The sequence below is a fragment of the Rhizobium sp. R339 genome, from assembly GCF_002211395.1.
Taxonomy (GTDB): domain Bacteria; phylum Pseudomonadota; class Alphaproteobacteria; order Rhizobiales; family Rhizobiaceae; genus Rhizobium.
Genome location: NZ_LOKV01000027.1, coordinates 310365 through 328011, shown reverse-complemented (window position 1 = coordinate 328011; position 17647 = coordinate 310365). Strand labels below are relative to the sequence as shown.

At 59.3% G+C, this 17647-nt stretch carries 14 protein-coding genes and 3 pseudogenes; 9 read left to right on the top strand and 8 right to left on the bottom strand.

The genetic code is table 11. The features are described from left to right. Positions 1-6 precede the first annotated feature (6 nt). From cphA to ATY76_RS30345, 4 genes are all read left to right on the top strand, one after another. The gene (gene cphA / locus ATY76_RS30360; RefSeq protein WP_245310168.1) at positions 7-2790 is read left to right on the top strand and encodes a cyanophycin synthetase; all 2784 of its coding nucleotides are present in this window, start codon (positions 7-9) and stop codon (positions 2788-2790) included. Further along, a complete protein-coding gene (locus ATY76_RS30355; RefSeq protein ID WP_088678314.1) occupies positions 2790-3659 on the top strand; it encodes an isoaspartyl peptidase/L-asparaginase family protein in 870 nt (289 codons plus the stop codon). The genes cphA and ATY76_RS30355 overlap by 1 nt, the downstream gene beginning before the upstream one ends. Beyond that, positions 3652-4482 carry a cyanophycinase gene (locus tag ATY76_RS30350; protein ID WP_088678313.1) on the top strand — a complete coding sequence of 277 codons (831 nt, stop codon included), beginning with the start codon at positions 3652-3654 and terminating at the stop codon, positions 4480-4482. Before ATY76_RS30355 ends, ATY76_RS30350 begins: the two co-directional genes overlap by 8 nt. 465 nt (positions 4483-4947) lie before the next feature. Next, positions 4948-6216, top strand: coding sequence for a DUF892 family protein (locus ATY76_RS30345; RefSeq protein ID WP_088678312.1), 1269 nt, complete (start codon positions 4948-4950; stop codon positions 6214-6216). A 218-nt stretch (positions 6217-6434) separates the two neighbouring features. Here the strand turns inward: ATY76_RS30345 and ATY76_RS34520 are convergent. After that, a pseudogene (locus tag ATY76_RS34520) lies at positions 6435-6538 on the bottom strand (ABC transporter permease); the annotation flags it as partial. On the opposite strand from ATY76_RS34520, the gene ATY76_RS33450 reads away from it, so the two are divergent. The 4 genes from ATY76_RS33450 (at position 6491) to ATY76_RS30330 (ending at position 10110) form a co-directional block, all read left to right on the top strand. Next, positions 6491-6889: a DMT family transporter gene (locus ATY76_RS33450; protein WP_348627535.1), complete on the top strand. Its 399-nt coding sequence runs from the start codon at positions 6491-6493 to the stop codon at positions 6887-6889. The pseudogene ATY76_RS34520 and the gene ATY76_RS33450 sit on opposite strands and share 48 nt — an antisense overlap. Continuing rightward, positions 6781-7983, top strand: a complete 1203-nt coding sequence (locus ATY76_RS30340; RefSeq protein ID WP_348627534.1) for a PAS domain-containing protein — start codon at positions 6781-6783, stop codon at positions 7981-7983. Before ATY76_RS33450 ends, ATY76_RS30340 begins: the two co-directional genes overlap by 109 nt. A 110-nt stretch (positions 7984-8093) precedes the next feature. After that, a complete protein-coding gene (locus tag ATY76_RS30335) occupies positions 8094-8882 on the top strand; it encodes an alpha/beta hydrolase (protein ID WP_088678311.1) in 789 nt (262 codons plus the stop codon). A gap of 1 nt (position 8883) precedes the next feature. Beyond that, positions 8884-10110: a PAS domain-containing sensor histidine kinase gene (locus ATY76_RS30330; protein WP_088678362.1), complete on the top strand. Its 1227-nt coding sequence runs from the start codon at positions 8884-8886 to the stop codon at positions 10108-10110. 113 nt (positions 10111-10223) lie between these two features. Here the strand turns inward: ATY76_RS30330 and arr are convergent, their stop codons facing one another. Further along, positions 10224-10643, bottom strand: a complete 420-nt coding sequence (gene arr / locus ATY76_RS30325; protein ID WP_088678310.1) for an NAD(+)--rifampin ADP-ribosyltransferase — start codon at positions 10641-10643, stop codon at positions 10224-10226. 548 nt (positions 10644-11191) lie between these two features. Next, positions 11192-11401: a cold-shock protein gene (locus ATY76_RS30320; RefSeq protein ID WP_088678361.1), complete on the bottom strand. Its 210-nt coding sequence runs from the start codon at positions 11399-11401 to the stop codon at positions 11192-11194. A gap of 1209 nt (positions 11402-12610) precedes the next feature. Here ATY76_RS30320 and ATY76_RS30310 point away from each other — a divergent pair. Further along, positions 12611-13369 carry a Crp/Fnr family transcriptional regulator gene (locus ATY76_RS30310; RefSeq protein WP_088678308.1) on the top strand — a complete coding sequence of 253 codons (759 nt, stop codon included), beginning with the start codon at positions 12611-12613 and terminating at the stop codon, positions 13367-13369. Between the two features lie 693 nt (positions 13370-14062). On the opposite strand, the gene ATY76_RS30300 is transcribed toward ATY76_RS30310, so the two are convergent. From ATY76_RS30300 to tnpB, 5 genes and pseudogenes are all read right to left on the bottom strand, one after another. Then, positions 14063-14968 carry an NAD(P)/FAD-dependent oxidoreductase gene (locus ATY76_RS30300; protein ID WP_088678306.1) on the bottom strand — a complete coding sequence of 302 codons (906 nt, stop codon included), beginning with the start codon at positions 14966-14968 and terminating at the stop codon, positions 14063-14065. A gap of 471 nt (positions 14969-15439) precedes the next feature. After that, positions 15440-15700 (bottom strand): DUF982 domain-containing protein, encoded by a 261-nt coding sequence (locus ATY76_RS30290; RefSeq protein ID WP_088678360.1) that lies wholly within the window; start codon positions 15698-15700, stop codon positions 15440-15442. 570 nt (positions 15701-16270) lie between these two features. Further along, the gene (locus ATY76_RS30285) at positions 16271-16558 is read right to left on the bottom strand and encodes a hypothetical protein (protein WP_190233773.1); all 288 of its coding nucleotides are present in this window, start codon (positions 16556-16558) and stop codon (positions 16271-16273) included. Between the two features lie 61 nt (positions 16559-16619). Next, a pseudogene (locus ATY76_RS30280) lies at positions 16620-17094 on the bottom strand (fatty acid desaturase); the annotation flags it as partial. Between the two features lie 308 nt (positions 17095-17402). Then, a pseudogene (gene tnpB, locus ATY76_RS34360) lies at positions 17403-17558 on the bottom strand (IS66 family insertion sequence element accessory protein TnpB); the annotation flags it as partial. Between the last annotated feature and the right edge of the window lie 89 nt (positions 17559-17647).

Here is a 17647-nt window from a genome sequence, read left to right as displayed (position 1 = left end):
AGCAGCATGAAGCCCCTCAACGCCGTCACGAGCGAGCGGGCGGTGAGAGCCATGGATGTGCGCGAGACAGCCATCTATCGCGGACCGCATCTTTACAGCCAAACGCCGATGATCCGGATCCAGCTGGACCTGGGAACGCTTGAGCAGTTTCCGACGGACCGCCTTCCGGGCTTCGCGGAAAAGCTCAAGCAGTTGCTTCCGGGGCTTCACCGGCATGGCTGCTGCTACGGCGAAGCCGGCGGTTTTCTCCGCCGCGTGGCAGAGGGAACCTGGCTCGGGCACGTCGCCGAGCATGTCGCCCTGGAATTGCAGAACATGGTCGGGGCGGACGTCGCCAGGGGGAAAACTCGTTCGGTGGCAGGCGAACAAGGCATCTACAATGTCATGTTTGCCTATCAGGAAGAGGAGGTGGGCCTGCTGGCAGGGCGTTATGCACTGGAACTGGTGGACAATCTGCTCCCGGCGGAACTGCAGGGTGTCTCCAACCTCGCGAAAATCGCTGCTTCTGCACTGGACGCCTTCGAGCTTGCCGATGCGCTGGACGCTCTGCGCGCGCTTCATCGTGGCCAGGCCTTCGGCCCGACCACGGCGTCCCTCATCAAGGAGGCGGAGGTGCGCGGTATTCCCTGGCGCCGGCTGGACTCGAGCAGCCTGGTGCAACTCGGCTACGGCAAGCACCTCCGGCGTATCAGGGCCGGCTGCAGCTCCCTTACTTCGGAAATTGCCGCCGAGATCGCCAGCGACAAGGATCTGACATGCAAGCTGTTGCACGAGGCAGGGCTCCCCGTTCCGCGCAGTGTTATCGTCGAAGATGCCGCAGCAGCAGCGCGCGCGGCATGCCACCTTGGTTTTCCCGTCGTCACCAAACCGATCGATGGCAACCATGGCCGTGGCGTCAATGTGAACTTGGCAAGTGACGAGGAGGTGAGGTGGGGTTTCGAGCAGGCGAAGGCGCATAGTCCATCGGTCATCGTCGAGCAGCAATTGGCCGGCGCGGATCACCGTATCCTGGTCGTGGGCGGAGAGCTCGTGGCCGCGTCCAAGCGAGTTCCCGCACAGGTGACCGGCGACGGCCGATCAACGATCCGCGAACTGATCGAACAACTGAACCAGGACCCACGCCGCGGCGACGGACACGAGGCCGCGCTGACGAAGATCGTGGTGGACGAGTGCCTCATGCATTTCATCGCCCAATCGGGCCTCAGCCTTGCGAGCGTGCCGGCCAGCAACGAGCGGGTGATGCTGCTTCCGACGGCCAATCTTTCGACCGGCGGTATTGCGATCGACTGCACGGATGAGGTTCATCCCGACAATGCCTTAATTGCCTGCCGGGCGGCGCAGATCGTCGGTCTCGACATTGCGGGGATCGACTTCATCGCGCCGGATATCGGCCGGTCTATTCTCGCAACAGGCGGCGGCATCATCGAGGTCAATGCCGGCCCCGGTTTCCGCATGCATCTCTATCCCTCCCACGGACGGGCCCGTAACGTTGCGAAGCCGGTTCTCGACCTGCTTTATCCGGACGGAACGCCGTCGCGCGTACCAGTGTTCGCGATCACGGGCACGAATGGCAAGACAACCACCGCCAGAATGCTTGCCCATATTCTCTCTGCCGATGGCCAGAAAGTGGGGCTGACCACAAGCACGGGCGTATATATAGACGGCCGGCGGATCATGAGCGGGGATTGCACCGGGCCGAAAAGCGCCCGCGTGGTCCTTGCCGAGCCGACGATCGACGTGGCTGTGCTGGAAACTGCCAGGGGCGGCATCCTGCGCGAGGGCCTGGCCTTCGATCGTTGCGACATCGGTTGCGTGACGAACGTGGCGAGCGATCACCTCGGTCTCAAGGGCATCGGGACCGTCGAGCATCTGGCTGCTGTCAAGTCCATCGTCGTCGAATCGGTCAGGCGCGAAGGATGGAGCATTCTCAACGCCGACAACAGTCACGCGGCGGCAATGCGCGAGGAAGCCGGCGGTCATCTATGCTACTTCTCGACCCAGCCGCAGGATCGCTGGCCGGATTTCCTGAAGGATCATGTTCGGGAAGGCGGCAGAGCCGTCGTTTGCGACTTGGCCTCCAGGCCGCAGGACATACTGCTTTACGACGGCCGTCAGATGATGCTGGTGGCGACAGCGGATGAAATTCCGGCCACTCTTGGAGGCCTCGCCGGCTTCAATGTCGAGAATGCGCTTGCGGCGGCAGCGATGGCCTATTGCGGCGGTATCGCGCTGCCGGCCATCCGCAATGCACTCAGTACCTTCGGAACCTCGTTCGAGCAGTCTCCCGGTCGCCTGAACGTCATCGAACGGCATGGGTTCAAGGTCATCATCGACTACGCCCATAATCCCGACGGACTGCGCGCACTGGGCGGCCTTGTGGAAAAGCTCAAGCCCGAACACGGCACCTGCATCGGCGTGATCGGGATCGCGGGTGATCGGCGTGATGAAGATATACTGGAGATGGGCAAGCTTTCCGGCGGCATCTTCGACCGTCTGGTCATTAAGGAAGATAACGATCCTCGGGGCCGGCCCGTCGGTGAAGTGGCCACCATTTTGAAGGAAGGAGCGCGACGCGCGGGTTTCCCGCTTGAGAATATCGAAATCCTCGTGAGCGAAAGACGAGCCGTCAACAGGGCTCTCACCATGGCGTTGGGAAATGATTTGGTGGTGATCACTGCTGACGATGTAAGTCAGGTCTGGCGGCAGGCATCCCGTCAAGTCCACAGACGCAAAAAGGAGGCCTTCGTTCGCCTCGACGTGGGCGCGAAGACCGAGGCGAGGATGTCTTGATGTGGTCGATCATTCTACATGGCGGCGCCAAGAGCATTGCTGAAAAGGATGCGCCTGCGAACCGCGCCGGCTGCCAGCGAGCGCTGGAGGCTGGGGTTGAGATCCTGAAGCACGGCGGAAACAGCGTGGATGCCGTTGAAGCGGCTATTCGCGTTTTGGAAGATGATCCGACCTTCAATGCCGGCTATGGCAGCGCACGCAACGCCGACGGCGAGGTGGAAATGTGCGCAGCGCTAATGGAGGGAGCGGGTTTCAATGTCGGAGCTGTGGCCGTTGCCAAGGGCGTGCGCAATCCAATCTCCGTCGCCAAAGCGATGCTCTACGAAGAACCTGTCCTGATTGCCGGCGACGGCGCAAGGGCGTTCGCCGCCGAGGCGGGGGAGAGGCTTTGTGACCCCGACGCGATGATCGCTATGGGCAAACGATCGGCACACGAGGAAAGGGGACACGACACCGTCGGCTGTATCGCGCGCGACGGAACCGGGTGTCTTGCGGCAGCCGTGTCTACCGGAGGCCTCGAAGGCGCGCCGGCCGGAAGGGTCGGCGACTCGCCGCAGCCAGGCTGCGGATTCTACTGCGACGACGACATCGGCGGCGTGGTCTTCTCCGGAGACGGTGAGCAGATCGCGCGAATGATCCTGGCAGCCCGTGTGATGCAGGCGCTGGAGGATCTGTCGCCTGACCAGGCGGTCGAGGCGGCGCTGGCTCATCTGGAACGCACCGGCGGCCAAGCGGGTGGCATCGTGCTGACGCCGGATGGAAAGTTCGGCTGGGGCCATAACAGCGACGATTTCGCGGTTGCTATCGCAAGCAGCGCCAGTCCCGTTCCGAAGGTCTATCTGAGGAAGGGGGAAGCGAGCCATGGCTAAAGAAGGCAAGACAGGCAAATCCGGCCGCGGCACCCTGATCATCATTGGCGGTCACGAGGATCACGAGGGCGACCGGGTGATTCTGAAGGAGGTTGCCAGCCGCATCAAGGACCGGAAGCTGGTGCTGGCAACGGTCGCCTCGCACGAACCCGACGGTTATCTTGAGAAATACCGATCTTCCTTTGCCGACCTCGGCGTGACTGAAGTGACTGAGCTTTACATCGATGAGCGCGACCAGGCGGCGATGAACGAGAAACTTGAGAGCCTGAGGCAGGTCAAAGCAGTTTTTTTCTCAGGCGGCGATCAGCTGCGCATCACGAGCCTGATCGGCGATACGCCCATTTATCGACAGATCCATGAGATTTTTTCCGGCGGCGGGGTTATTGCAGGAACCTCGGCAGGTGCGTCGGCCATGAGCGAGACGATGCTGGTGCGCGGGCGCAACGCCTCATCCTTCCGCATCGGCGATATCAGCATGGCCACTGGTCTCGGGCTTCTCCCGAACGTGATCATCGACCAACATTTCGCCGAACGTGGCCGGATCGGCCGGCTGATCGGCGCGGTTTCACAGAATCCGCGCGTGCTCGGCATAGGAATCGATGAGGATACGGCGATCGTCGTTCAGGGCCAGCAGTTCCGGGTGGTCGGCAGTGGAGCCGTCTATCTGGTCGACGGCGGTGATGTCACCCATTCGAATATCGCCGAGGCTTCTCCGGACGAAGCGCTTTCGATCTATGACCTCAGGCTCCACGTGTTGAGCGCCAACGACCTGTTCAACCTCGAAACGCGGCGACCTGTCCGGGAGCCGCATAAGGAAAGCTGATCGCGCAAGTCCGCCTCCTCTTGGGATATGCCGTTAGGACAGTGGGCTGTCGACGAGAGGGGCACCTGCTGCGCGATCGGATGGATAGGTAGTCGATGCCTCTAGATCCTCACTGCACCAGCCGGCTAGTGCTTGCGTGACTTCGGCGACCATCGCGGCCCGATGTCCCTAACGAATTCTCGGCTGCTCATCCCAACATTCCGATGACGATGACCTGCTCCATCCGTCCCTGGTTGGATCAGCGGAACTCGGTTGCCCAAGTGCTGGCCTTACCGCGCATTCAAAGAGCAACGAAGAATGTGGTGTTCAGACGCGGCTGCGGCAGCCACCGTTCGCATCAGACACTTCCGATCCTGAATGAAAGGCGCTTCGGAGTTGCGCCGCCGAGCGCCAGTCCTAAAGCCACAGGCGCGGAACATTCCTTGGACGAGCCGGTTAGATGTTACTCAACCCGGAGGACACGCAATGTATCACCACGTCAAGAAGCTCATGTATACCGTTCGGGTTGATGAGCCAGATCCGAAATTTGGTAATATGCTGCTTGAGCAGTTCGGTGGCGCAAACGGTGAACTTGCGGCTGCAATGCAATACTCCATTCAAGGCCTGAATTGCGAGGATCCCGGACGCAAGGACCTGCTGATGGACATCGGCACGGAAGAGCTCAGTCATCTCGAGATCGTTGGGACTCTGGCGAGGATGCACCTCAAGCCGTTGAAGTCGGTCAGAGAGGAGGCGGAAGCCGACCCACTGATCGCGATTGCCGGCGGCGGTGGTGTGAACCTTTTCAACTCGATGGGAAACCCTTGGACCGCCGATTATCTTAAAATTACAGGTGAGTTGGATGTGGATCTGCGAAGCAACATCGCCGCGGAAGCACGCGCCAAAATCGTCTACGAACGCTTGATCGATTTCTGCCGCGATCCGGGCACCAAGGATGCCCTGCAGTTCCTCATGACCAGGGAGATCACCCACATGCGCGCTTTCTCTCTGGCCCTCGAAAGCATGGGCAAGCCGCCGCTGAGCGTCGGCAGGATTGCGCCGACCGCAGGGCTCGTCGATCAATTCTTCAACGATTCGACGGGTGAAGGGGATCTCGGTGAAGTTGACACCCGCGGTCCCTGGAATGAAGGCGAGCCTTGGGAATTCGTGGAGGCGCCGGCGTTCCAGGATCTTAAGGGAACGGAGAATGCAGGCACGGCAATCCGCGCCCAAAGCGCGCCTCCGGAAGGATCGGAAGCAATCCAGGAAATCCTCGTTGATGAGCTCCGTGACCTGCTGCATGCGGAAAAGCAGCTATTGAAGGCGCTTCCAAAAATGCAGAAAGCCGCGCGTACCCAGCAGCTCCAGACTTTGTTGCGCAACCATCTTGCCGAAACGGAAGGACAGGTCGATCGCTTGAACGAATGTCTGCGCATTCTCGGCACGACCGCTCGCGCCAAACCGTGCAAGGGCATGGCCGGCCTGATAGAGGAAGGCGAGGAAGTGATGGCGGAAGGCAAAAAGAAGGACGATGCTCCCGCTGATCTGGCTTTGATCGGAGCGGCGTTGCGGGTCGAACACTACGAAATTGCCGCCTACACAACGGCTCGCAACCTGGCGCTCCAGCTTGCGCAGTCGGCGGTCGCTCAATTGCTAACACTGTCGCTGGGTGAAGAACAGAATGCGGGCCAGTTGCTGGATCAGGTTGCCCAGCCCTTGATGTCCGCTGCAAGAATGCCACGGAGCGTCGTATGACAGAGGGAGGCTGGGTACCGTCGAGGTGATGAACCGAGACACTGCCAAGGCGTTACCGGTGGCAATCAACTGGCAGCTGGAGCGACCACGGGGACATATGGCGGTTCCAGCGCGCGACGATCCTGCAGCAAATGGCCGTCCCACGCGGCGTTGAACATTAGCACGAGCAGCGAACGGCAATTGCTGACCCGGTAGACCGAGTTCCCGGGGCCGAGCTACAGGACGAAGATTGGCGCAAGCACGACATGGGAGTTGGGTTCGCGCCATTGAAAGGATCCAGAACAAGCGCGGCCGACCGGCTGAGACCGAGCCAGACGCCTGCCCCGATGACATTCCCTGCCCTGCGCTTCATGTCCTGGCGCGTCGAGGGCTACGGCTTCCGAAACGGGCCCTTCCTGGTGTCATTGGGCTTGGCGTGATGGGAATTTCGCTCGGCAATGTCGCCCAATCGTTCGGGGTGCAGGCATGTCGGCCTCTGTCGCGACCATCCTTTCCGCCCACCATCCCGATTTTCATCGTCATCCTGGCCGCCATTCGCTTCAAGCAGCCTGTGACGCTCGCTCAATGGAGCGGGCTGGCGGCGGCCTTTTCGGCATCGCTCTGGTCGCTGTCGGCAGCGGGCCGGGGGTCGACGACATGTCGTTCGCGCGGCTCAGTTCAACTAAAACGCTGATAATGGGGATCATTTTGCGCACTCGCGCGTTCGATCAAGGCTCCAATGAGGTCATCGTGTCGCGCTTAATTCATCCCACCGAAAATTTGCATGGTGATCGGCCGGCAGCGGCCACCGAACAGGGCTTGGCGGACGCCAAAGAACTTGCCGCAGCGGCGTTCCAGCGTACCCGTATGCCAATCGTGTTGACGGATGCCCGAGCACCCGACAACCCGATCGTGCTTGCCAACCAGGCCTTTCTCAAATTGACGGGATATGCGGCCCAGGAAGTGGTCGGCAGGAACTGCCGCTTTTTGCAGGGACCGGACACGTCACCTCACGCGATTGCCGAAATTCGAGCCGGCTTGGGCCAGGAGCGGATCACGAATGTCGAGATTCTCAATTACCGCAAGGACGGGTCGACTTTCTGGAACCGTCTTCATATCAGTCCCATCCACGACGAAGACGGCAAACTTATCTATTTTTTCGCGTCTCAGATCGATGTCACGGAGCTCCGGAAGGTTCAGGCATTGGAAGCCTCCGAGCGTCGGCTGCTCATGGAAGTCGAGCACCGCTCGAAGAATGTCCTCGCGATTGTCGAAAGCATTGTGCGCGTGAGCGATGCGCGCGATCCTCGAGCCTACGCAGCCGTCGTCAGAAAACGGGTGCAGGCGCTGTCGAGCGTTCACAGCCTTTTTTCGGAGCGTGGCTGGGAGGATATCCCGCTTGGTGACGTGGCCCGGCTTCTCGTGACGCCCCTCTGTGGCGCTCGGGCATCGTTCCACGGGCCGCCGATCAGGCTGTCACCGGTGACCTTGCAGCCGCTCGGTCTGATCTTCCACGAACTCGCATCCAACGCGGCGGCGCATGGTGCCCTGACGGTGCCGAGCGGAACAGTGGCCGTCACGTGGGAAGCGGACGCGGCCGGGTTGACAATCTTTTGGCAAGAATCGGGTTTGGTCGGACCTGCAGGTGGAACCCAGGACGGTTTTGGCACCGTCATGATCGATGCAACTGTCGAGAGACAGCTGAGCGGCCGCATCCAACGAAACCGGAATAATGCCGGCCTGACCGTCACAATCGCTCTGCCTGAGCTCGCGAGATTACCAGCCTGAATTGACAAGCTCGTATACATCACCACGTGAACCGTTTAGCTTGTAGTATCGATTTTTTGCTTATGCGCCGCCGAGCTCGTCCTGCTCATTATCCTATTAGGTTGAAATCTATGTCCGTGCGCGAGCGCAACAATGTGAAGGTTTCGGGTCAAGGCGCGCGGGCAATGATGTTCGCCCACGGCTTCGGATGCGATCAAAACATGTGGCGCTTCGTGGCCCCAGCCTTCGAGAAAGATTTTCAGGTCGTCCTCTTCGACCATGTCGGTGCCGGTGGGTCCGATCTCAGTGCTTATGATCCGGACAAATACAACTCTTTGGATGGCTATGCGGATGACGCCGTTGAAATTGGCCGTTCCCTCGATTTGAAGGATGCTGTCTTTGTCGGGCATTCTGTCAGTGCCATGATCGGCATTCTTGCCTCCCTGCAGGCGCCAGACATGTTCTCGCAGCTCGTGCTAGTCGGCCCCTCTCCGCGATATATTGATGACCAGGACTATGTAGGGGGTTTCAAGCGCACCGACATCGAGGAGATGCTTACCTTTCTCGCAGACAATCACATGGGCTGGTCGGCCGCGATGGCGCCGGTGATCATGGGAAATCCAGATCGACCGGAACTCAGCCAGGAACTGGAAAACAGCTTCTGCCGGACCGACCCCGATATCGCCAAGGCCTTTGCGAGGGTCACTTTTCTGTCGGACAACCGCGCGGACCTGCCGAAGGTAAAAGCCAGGAGCCTCATTCTTCAATGTAGTGACGACATCATCGCCTCCGATGTGGTCGGGGACTATGTGCACCATGAAATTCCGGGCAGCCGCCTGGTCAAGTTGAAGGCAGTCGGCCATTGCCCGAACCTGAGCGCGCCGGACGAAGTCATTGCCGCGGTGCGTGACTTTGTCTGAGATCGAAGCGGAAACCCTCGGCAATGCGCCAACGGAAGATCTCCAGGATCTCTACGAGAACGCGCCCTGCGGATATCTTTCACTGCTTCCGGACGGCCGCATATTCAAAGTCAATGCCACCTTCCTCGTTTGGACCGGCTACACCAGGGAGCAACTTATCGGCAAGCTCTTGAGGGACCTTCTAAGCGTGGCGGCGCGGATCTTTTATGAAACGCATTTTGCGCCGCTTTTGCGGATGCAGGGCTATTTCCATGAAGTCGCATTGGACATAGCCAAGGCGGACGGCTCCCGGCTTGCCGTCTTGGCGAATGCCGTAGAGCGACGCGGCGCGGACGAAAAGCTTCTCTTTACGCGCGTCTCGCTGTTTCAGGCGACCGAGCGCCGCCGTTATGAGCGCGAGCTCGTCGATGCCCGCACAGCGGCCACCGAGGTGATGAAGCAGCTTGAAAACCTCAACGCACGGCTGGAGTCACGTATTGCCAGTGTCGTGGCCGAGAGATTAAGCACGGAAGGTCTGCTGCTGCAGGAAAAGCAGGCCGCCGAACTCCGCGAACACTTCATCGCCGTGCTCGGCCATGATCTGCGCAACCCCCTGGCTTCAGTCAAATCTGGACTGCGCATGCTTTCACGGGAACCAGCAAGCGAAAAGGCAAAGGCTGTGCTTGCACTCATGGAGGGCAGCGCGGACCGGATGTCCAACCTGATCAACGATGTCATGGATCTTGCACGGGGCCGGCTCGGCGGCGGCATTGGCCTGATGCGTCAGGAGAACCAGGCGCTTGAGCCGGTCTTGCGGCAGGTCGTCCAGGAACTGCAGGCAAGCCGGCCGGAGCGTGCGATTGTGACGTCTTTCGACTTACTCACACCCGTAACCTGCGATCCCACGCGCATTGGTCAGATGGCGTCAAATCTAATTGGGAACGCCCTCACGCACGGCGCGGCCGACCAACCCGTCCGGGTGAAGGCAAAAAGCGACGAAGATCTCCTCGAGATCGAGGTCGCCAATGGCGGAAAGCCGATCCCAGCGCTCGTTATGCAGAAACTGTTTCAGCCGTTTTTCCGCGGTGCCGACCCGGCCGACCAGCAGGGGCTGGGCCTCGGACTTTACATCGCCTCTGAAATCGCCAAGGCGCATGGTGGCAGGCTTACCGTCAAGAGCAACGAGATCGAGACGCGGTTTCAGTTTCAGATTCCCAATCATTCCACCGACCTATCAAAGGAGCGGTAAAGCCGTCGACATCCGCTACTCTGGTTGTGTCGTCAAGTGGGAGGTTCGGCCGCCAGACTGCATCAAAGGCGGCCACGCCTGGGTCGGCGGAATCACGGACGACCCCGAGTGGCTCAGTCTATGATAACGTCCTTGCCTTCCGCTCTAAGGCGCGCAAGACCATCCTTCATCTGCTGCAACTGCTCGGCCGTATGGGGCTGCCAGTCCGTGACTTCGCCGACGACCCGAAGCGGTTCGCGGGAACGATGTGACTGCGTGGGATTGCCGGGGAACTTCTTGTCAGTGAGGTTGGGATCGTCTTCGAGGGGGCCGGTCGGTTCCACAACATAAATCCGCCCTTGTCCGTCACCAGTGGCCAGTTCGGCACCCCAGGTCGCGGCGTCCATGGTGCGGGTGAAATAAACCCAGGACAGCGGCTTTTCCGTTGTGAAGTTGGATTTGTACCCCACCTTGATCATATCGCCCGGCTTCAGATCGGCTTTCGTGCCATGCAAGAAGGGTTGGGCGGGTGTGTTGCTGTCCGCATGTGACATAAATTTTCCTTCTTCTGTCCGATCGACGGCGTCGGTAATGGCGCATTTACCCGCCCGTGCCGCAAGCCCCGGGACGCGTTAGCTGATCATAGTGGCAGGCGCGCCTGATAGGCAGCGCTGCCGTCATCCCCCAGATTCCCCTTAATATAAGCCTGCGCGCCGGCGCTTGCCGCACTCCGCGTGTAGCCGCTCCTCTGGCGACCTCTGTAGTCTGCCCGAGCCACCTGTTCCCATAGCCCCACTGCACCGCAACAGACAACGCAGTCGTCGGGCCACATGGTGACGGCGACAGGGTGAGAACGGTAGTCGAGCTCCCCTGACGCGGCTCGCGTGTCTTTTGAACTGCGTCGTTAGATCGCAAAGATAGGGTGCCGTGTTCAGAGTGTCTCGATGGCGAGCTGATCCGGGCAAGCCAAAATGGCAGTAGTCCCAGGCGCATCTGTCGGCGTGACCGCAACAAAAAAAGGCCAGGCGACATCGCCTGACCTCGATTGGTATCTGCTCTCGCAGTGCCAGTACATCCGTGGTCAACGGAGAGCGGATGCCATTTAGGCAGCCTGAAGATTACAGGCCGACATCTTGCCGGACTTCATGTCCCGCTCGAGGTCGTAGCCAATCTTCTGGCCTTCCACGATGTCGCGCATCCCTGCGCGTTCGACGGCGGAAATATGGACAAACGCGTCTGGGCCGCCATTGTCAGGTTGGATGAAGCCGAAGCCTTTGGTGGAATTGAACCATTTAACTGTGCCAGTGGTCATGATGAACCCTTTCATAGCAATATTGAAAGACCGCGGCACAAGCGCGCTGCGGATGGTGATAGCGATTTTTGAAAGGAAGGTTCGTTCAGGGCGCGGTTCCAAACGCGCGGTAACCAAAGCTAAGCAAGCAAATATCGATAAACTCCAAATAGAGATCAGGTGGCAGTTTGTCAACCTAAGATTTTCACACCGGCTTCGTGACTCATCTTCCTGGCACCACGAAATCCGCTCGTGACTCGACGCATTGCCTAACCGGAAGCGTCGGCCGTGAGCTTGAGACGCGGTCGCCCAGAAGCGACAGCTGGACCAACCTGTTCCACCCTGCGATGCGCAGTCCTGCTAACCTGCGCTGAATGTAGGTGGTGTTGTTTTTGGCAGTTGGGGGGATTCCAACCACGGACCAGGCGCTTCGCACCGTTTGCCTCAATTTGCGTTTTCCGACTCGAGGAGCAATCGATCTGCGTTGCTAATTGACCATTGACGCCTGTGACGCCTTGCGGGGCGGCGGGACATTCCCGGGATTCGGATCGCGACTACGCGGACGTAATAATTTTGAGATCTACAAACCCTTGGAGGAGAACAGGACGCCGCCGGGGTCCGGGGCCTGCTCGCGGGAGATACCAGCGTACCCGCCTCATAGCCTTCATTGACTGAATCTGGCCTATGTAAGCGATAACACGGTTCCCTGGCCACGGAGCTCGTTGAAGATCTACTGGTTACCGGCGCTATCGATCTGAGTCTCGACGGGCGATCAGAGTATCGCTGCATCTATATGAACTTCGGCAACCAGACGACCCTGGGCATCTCGAATCTCGATCGCCTCCGGGAGCTCCGGCTGATTGGATAAGATGCTCCTGGCAACTGGTTCTCTGAGGGCTTCGTCGGCCTCTTCTCTTGCTGCATCCATGTCTGGAAACGGCTCACCATCTGGGTCTGGCACGTCGTAGTCAGCGTGTTTGATGTGAAAATAATAGGTGGGCAACCACCTGCACGTTTGCGACAAAGAAGGAGGCTTACCGGCGCAGCTGACAATACGCTGCAGTTTTTCGCCAGACCCTTTTTTTTACGTGCAGGTTGCGCTGGGGTAGAACGCATCAGCAATTGGGATTAAAACGGTATCGGTTGGCCTCGCTCGTGCGTTTACGAGGGCGAACGGGTCTGAAGCGGCAAACGACGTATGCCGAGGCGGACACTGACGGAGGCGACGCTGTGACAAAAATCGCGCAAACGGATACCAGGAACAGGTTGCTGCGAGGGCTTCCTGAGCAGGCGTTTGACCATATCGCACCATACCTGAAGCCCATTGATCTTCCGGTCCGCCGCTCGCTTGTTGAACCTGATCAACCCATTGAACACGTCTGTTTTATCGAGAGCGGCCTAGGTTCAATGGTGGCCGTGGCTTCGAAGGGAATAGGCATCGAGGTGGGTCAGATTGGATACGAAGGCATGAGCGGATATCCGGTTGTGCTCGGCGTGGATCGGACGCCAAACCGCACTTTCATGCAGGTTTCAGGAGACGGCCTAGACCTGGCCACCAGCCGTTTCCTGTCGCTTCTGCGCGACGAGGAGGTTCGTCTGATCTTTCTCCGCTACGTTCACACGCGAGAGCTGCAACTGGCTCATTCGGCTTTGGCGGCGGGCCGATACAACATGCACCAGCGGCTCGCGAGATGGCTGCTTATGTGCCATGATCGTCTTCTCATGGACTATATGGCCCTTACTCACGAGTTTTTGGCGTTGATGCTGGGCGTCAGACGGTCCGGTGTTACCGACCATCTGCATATCCTCGAGGGTATGCACGCCATCAAGTCAACGCGCGGGAACGTCCAAATTCTGAGCCGCCAGATTCTCCTCGATATTGCCGATGGTTGTTACGGCGCTCCGGAGGCCGAGTACGAACGGCTTCTTGGGTCCACGTCACCAGACTGTCAAAGACCGGCGAGACGAAAAGGGACGTGGGGGAGTTAGTCCTGTTCAAGACCGAACATCGATGCGCAGCCTCAACCGTCCATCCTCATCGGGGATAGGGCTGAATAATCCAAGAGGCCAGATCCTGGCGCTCGGCGTCCGAGGTGATCCTCTTCACGTGCGACGTGACCGAATACCCTCTGGCAGAGGGCTACCTCGGCATCATTCAGCACCGTTTGGGTTTGCGGCCATTCCAGCTGGCACTCCAAAGCATGGTTAGGCTCCCCCAAAGTGTCGGACAGATCGCGCCCATACCAGGATTTGTCGACCAATTCTTCGATGACTCGATCGGCGAAGGCGACCTCCGCGCGGTTGATGTTCGCTGTCTGTCGAACGAAGAAGAGCCCTGGAATATTGTCGAGGCTGACATTGTAGCCAGGCGAGGAACAAAACGCGAGCCATCGGTTGGATCGGCTGCGCAACCGCTTGCGTCGGCGGCAAGAATGCCTGCCGGGGTCCGTTGACGTGGCTGGTAATCGTAGTACCCGCGGAGGCGTCAGAGGCACCGACCGCGGGTGCCGCTTTAGGACGGAATTGGGCTAAGGCTCTATCGCACGCCTCCCTTTGGAGCGGGCAGCGGCTCGACTTTGATTTTCGAGATCCTGGGCGCCGACGTAGAGCAAGGCTCAGGCTCACCCGGTCCGTCCACAAGCTTTTCTGGAAATGCGGGGTGGAGCCCAGCGACGGCATTCCTCAGCGCGCTAGAGGTCTAGCCTCGTTCAAATCATTTCGGATCGCAGTGGCCGCTATGCCCGCCTGCCCCATCGCGGTCCCGATCTGATCCAAGCCAATGACCACATCTCCAGCTGCGTATAGGCCAGGTAGGGTTGACCTTTGGTGACTGTCGACGACGACGCAGCCGTTCTCCGACAATTCTGCACCGGCCATCGCTGCCAGTTTCGACCGAGCGTCCGATCCGAGCGCCGGGTATATAGAGTAAAACTCCCCGATACCGGAAGCTGTCGCAACTCTGATTGCATCGCGCTCGGGGTCGATGGATTTTATCGGACCTTTTTGGAGGCCGATCTGCAAGTCCCGCAGCCGATTGACCTCAACCTCCGAGAGCTCGTGTTCCTCTTGCGGTGTGATGATGGTCACGTGTGTCGTATAACTCCGCAGGAACAGTGCCTCCGCAAGCGCTATCGATCCGCAGCCGATAACAGCCACACGCTTGTCGGTGACCTCGAACCCGTCACAGACAGGGCAGTAGCGGATAAGGCCGCGTGCAACAGCCTCGTCATGACGTTCGGCCAACATCGGTGGCTTGCGGTTTGTGACACCGGTGGCGAGAAGGACCGTTCGCGCCCGCATGCTGCCGCTGTCGGAGACGACACGATAGCCGTCACGCTCCTTCTGAAGCTGTCTGGCGCTCTCAATGCGGATCTGAACTTTGTACCCTTGAAGCTGTGTGCGCATCCTAGCGAGAAGCTCCCTTCCGCTGATGCCCTTCGGGAACCCTGCGAGGTTATGGGAGACCGGAATGGTGGCGGCACGACTGCTATAGTCGTCGAATACTGTTGTTGAGAGGTGGTAGCGCGCAAGATAAATGGCCGCAGTCAAGCCAGCAGGTCCACCTCCGATGATAATGCAGTCGCGCATCATGTCTCCAGACCGTCACCACACAAGATATCGTAAGGGGCCAATGAGAGAGGAGCGATTCTCTGATTTCCCTGGGCACGTCCGACAGCTGCTCGCGGGCGTTTGAGTTGCTTCCTCGAACGGTTTCATAGAAAAGCTGCGCGGAACTAAGGTTTGGTCCGCAGCCGCTTCGGCGATGTTAGAACAACTGGCATCGCCCGCATCGACGAGGAAGACCGCTCCGAGGAAGCTTAGGGCTTCCGGCATCCGTTGCCCGTCATGCGGATGCCAAGATAGTGATCATCGCTAATGCGGAGGCAACGCCGGCCCCAGCGAGGCCCGTTGTCATATAGCCGGTAAATCTCCCTGCTTGGCCGTGCCTGATCTCCTCAGCGGTCCCGAGAACTGCCGCCAGGCCGGCAGCAATCCAGCATGAAAGCGTCAACGTTCCCAACAATATCGCCCAGTGCGGTGCGTCGATTGAAAGCACTGTCATGCGAAGACCCCCGCGGCGAGCGCCGCCTCCATGAACGCCCTGCGAGCTCCCTCGACACTTCCACGGCGTGCGATGGCGTCGACGCATCTGCGCTTGGCGACGCCGAACTCACGAGAATGGGTCAACGGCCAGCGATGGAGAAGCGCCGCAAGCGCCGCGTCCGGACCCTCAATGCGCTCACGCATGCCGTCGCCGATCCGGACGTATACCGGTGGCTTCCAATTCATATGGAAGCCGATATCGATTGCCTTTTCCATTGCAGACCTCATTGCCGGGTTTCCCGCCCAACCGCCTTCAGGTGTCCGAGTTCCCAAGCCGTACTGGTTGGTCCGCCATCGAACAGCTTCGAAGAGAACATAGGGAGAGATCGTAGTCGTAAATATCTTAAACGACCGTCCGATACTGAAGAGGGTTCGCTGGAGCGTGTGCATATTTCGACGGCCATGACGGCGAGTTCGTGCACCGGCGGTAGCTGGCCGGCGCCGAATAAGCGGCCGGTCTACATTTTGCGGTCGGAAGGCGGAACGGAGGTAGGACAGGCGGGCCGCGGCGGGAGGTTGGTCGAAGAGCCTCGCTTCATTGCTAGGAATTCTCTGGCTGATGATCACGCACCCGGTTGGATAATCGGGGTGCGCATTTGTTGAAGGCTCACTATGGCAATTGCGGTGAGATGCACCTTGAATATGCCCGTCAGTGTCGGCGGCTGGCGACTATGAGCTTGTGGACTGCTACCGGGAGGGGTCAGGGACGACGACTGGGACACCGCTTCGTTGGAGCAGCATTGCGCCGACGGGTTCTCCTGTCGCCGGCGCTGCAACTGACAGGATCTATTTATGCTTCAGCAGCCACATCTTTGCGGCCATCGTGATGCCGTGGGGCGCGATGTCAGGGTCGGCGACGGGATCGAGGGTCTTGAGAAGACCGCTGGCTCTTAATTCGCCTACCGTCGCTGTTGTCACGAACTTAATTTTGATCGGCCGCTCCTGAAAGCAATCGGCCTTGGCGAAGGGAAGCCTCGCATTGCGATGGGTCCACTTCTTGCTCGCCTGAAGGGACAGGTCCCCATCCTTTGCAAGTTTCAGGCCTCTGATCTGGGGAGGCGTCAAAGTGACCAACAAGGCGGCCGTATTGGGACTTGTTTTGGCAGTCGTGCTCATCTTGGATCCTAACAGCTATTCAAACGATCCGCATAACGCGGTCAGATATCGATGGGCCGAGGCTCTCGGCGTCTCGAAAGGAGATGAGCCTGCCGCTCTGTTCATCCCACAAAGCAAGCCGGACACATTCGAGGCTTTGCCGAAGGGTGACGCGACTGATGGCCGCCAACTCGGGGTGATTACGCAGGACTTCCGGAAGCCGGTACGACGGAATGCGGCTTGAAAGGTGGTGGATGTGGTGGATACCGATATTCCGTCAGCCATCGAAGCACGAGCGGAAGATCATAATGTGACGCGCCGTGAAGAGCGGCCTGCGGAAATTTCTATTCTCCGGTCTTCCACCAGTGCGTTTCCTCGAACTGATGCTGGACATAAAATAGCCAGACGCCGGCTGCCCCCGCCAGCAGAACGACAGGCAGATGAACCAGCAGGAAGGGGATAGGTCCAATCGCCCATATTACCAGGCCGCTTATGATCGCGATCGCTACATTCGTGATGTGGCAACCTGAGCCGTCCTTATGTTCAAACGAAGTTCTCGGCCAGCTGGCGGGCCGGCGACCAAGGAGCTGGAAACGTGTTTTGGCGAGCCAATTTCGTCGAAGTCTCCGCCAAGCTTTGAGCGGACACGCGCCTCCATTCAGGGACGGCCTGTTCGATAGACCTCCGACAACCGTAGTACTTATCGGCCCTCCGGTGTCGTAAGGGCGATAGGGTGGAACAACGCGGCAAGGCGGTGGTTGGGGGTGGATTGCACGGGTGAGGACCGTTTCTACCTCATGTCGTACTCTGGCTACGTGAGATCGCTCCTATCCCAGTAGATCAGCTTCAACCGGTCCGCCTTGCCTGACCGGAATACGAAGACGGTCCCTGTAAACGGGTCCTTGTGCAGCTAGTTCTTTACCAGCGCCGGCAATCCATCATGGCCTTTGCGGAAGTCGACCGGCTTCGTCGCGACCATGATTCGGCCTCGGCTCGATGGAGAGGTCACGCCGGAACCGCGAAAGCACGCGCGACAGCTGGAGATCCCAAAATCAGATATGACTTCTC

Coding starts and splice junctions, on each gene's coding strand:
- cphA (WP_245310168.1), top strand. CDS start 7: ATGAAGCCCCTCAACGCCGTCACGAGCGAGCGGGCGGTGAGAGCCATG.
- ATY76_RS30350 (WP_088678313.1), top strand. CDS start 3,652: ATGGCTAAAGAAGGCAAGACAGGCAAATCCGGCCGCGGCACCCTGATC.
- ATY76_RS30345 (WP_088678312.1), top strand. CDS start 4,948: ATGTATCACCACGTCAAGAAGCTCATGTATACCGTTCGGGTTGATGAG.
- ATY76_RS30290 (WP_088678360.1), bottom strand. CDS start 15,700: ATGGAAAAGGCAATCGATATCGGCTTCCATATGAATTGGAAGCCACCG.
- arr (WP_088678310.1), bottom strand. CDS start 10,643: ATGTCACATGCGGACAGCAACACACCCGCCCAACCCTTCTTGCATGGC.
- ATY76_RS30300 (WP_088678306.1), bottom strand. CDS start 14,968: ATGCGCGACTGCATTATCATCGGAGGTGGACCTGCTGGCTTGACTGCG.
- ATY76_RS30320 (WP_088678361.1), bottom strand. CDS start 11,401: ATGACCACTGGCACAGTTAAATGGTTCAATTCCACCAAAGGCTTCGGC.
- ATY76_RS30355 (WP_088678314.1), top strand. CDS start 2,790: ATGTGGTCGATCATTCTACATGGCGGCGCCAAGAGCATTGCTGAAAAG.
- ATY76_RS30335 (WP_088678311.1), top strand. CDS start 8,094: ATGTCCGTGCGCGAGCGCAACAATGTGAAGGTTTCGGGTCAAGGCGCG.
- ATY76_RS30340 (WP_348627534.1), top strand. CDS start 6,781: ATGGAGCGGGCTGGCGGCGGCCTTTTCGGCATCGCTCTGGTCGCTGTC.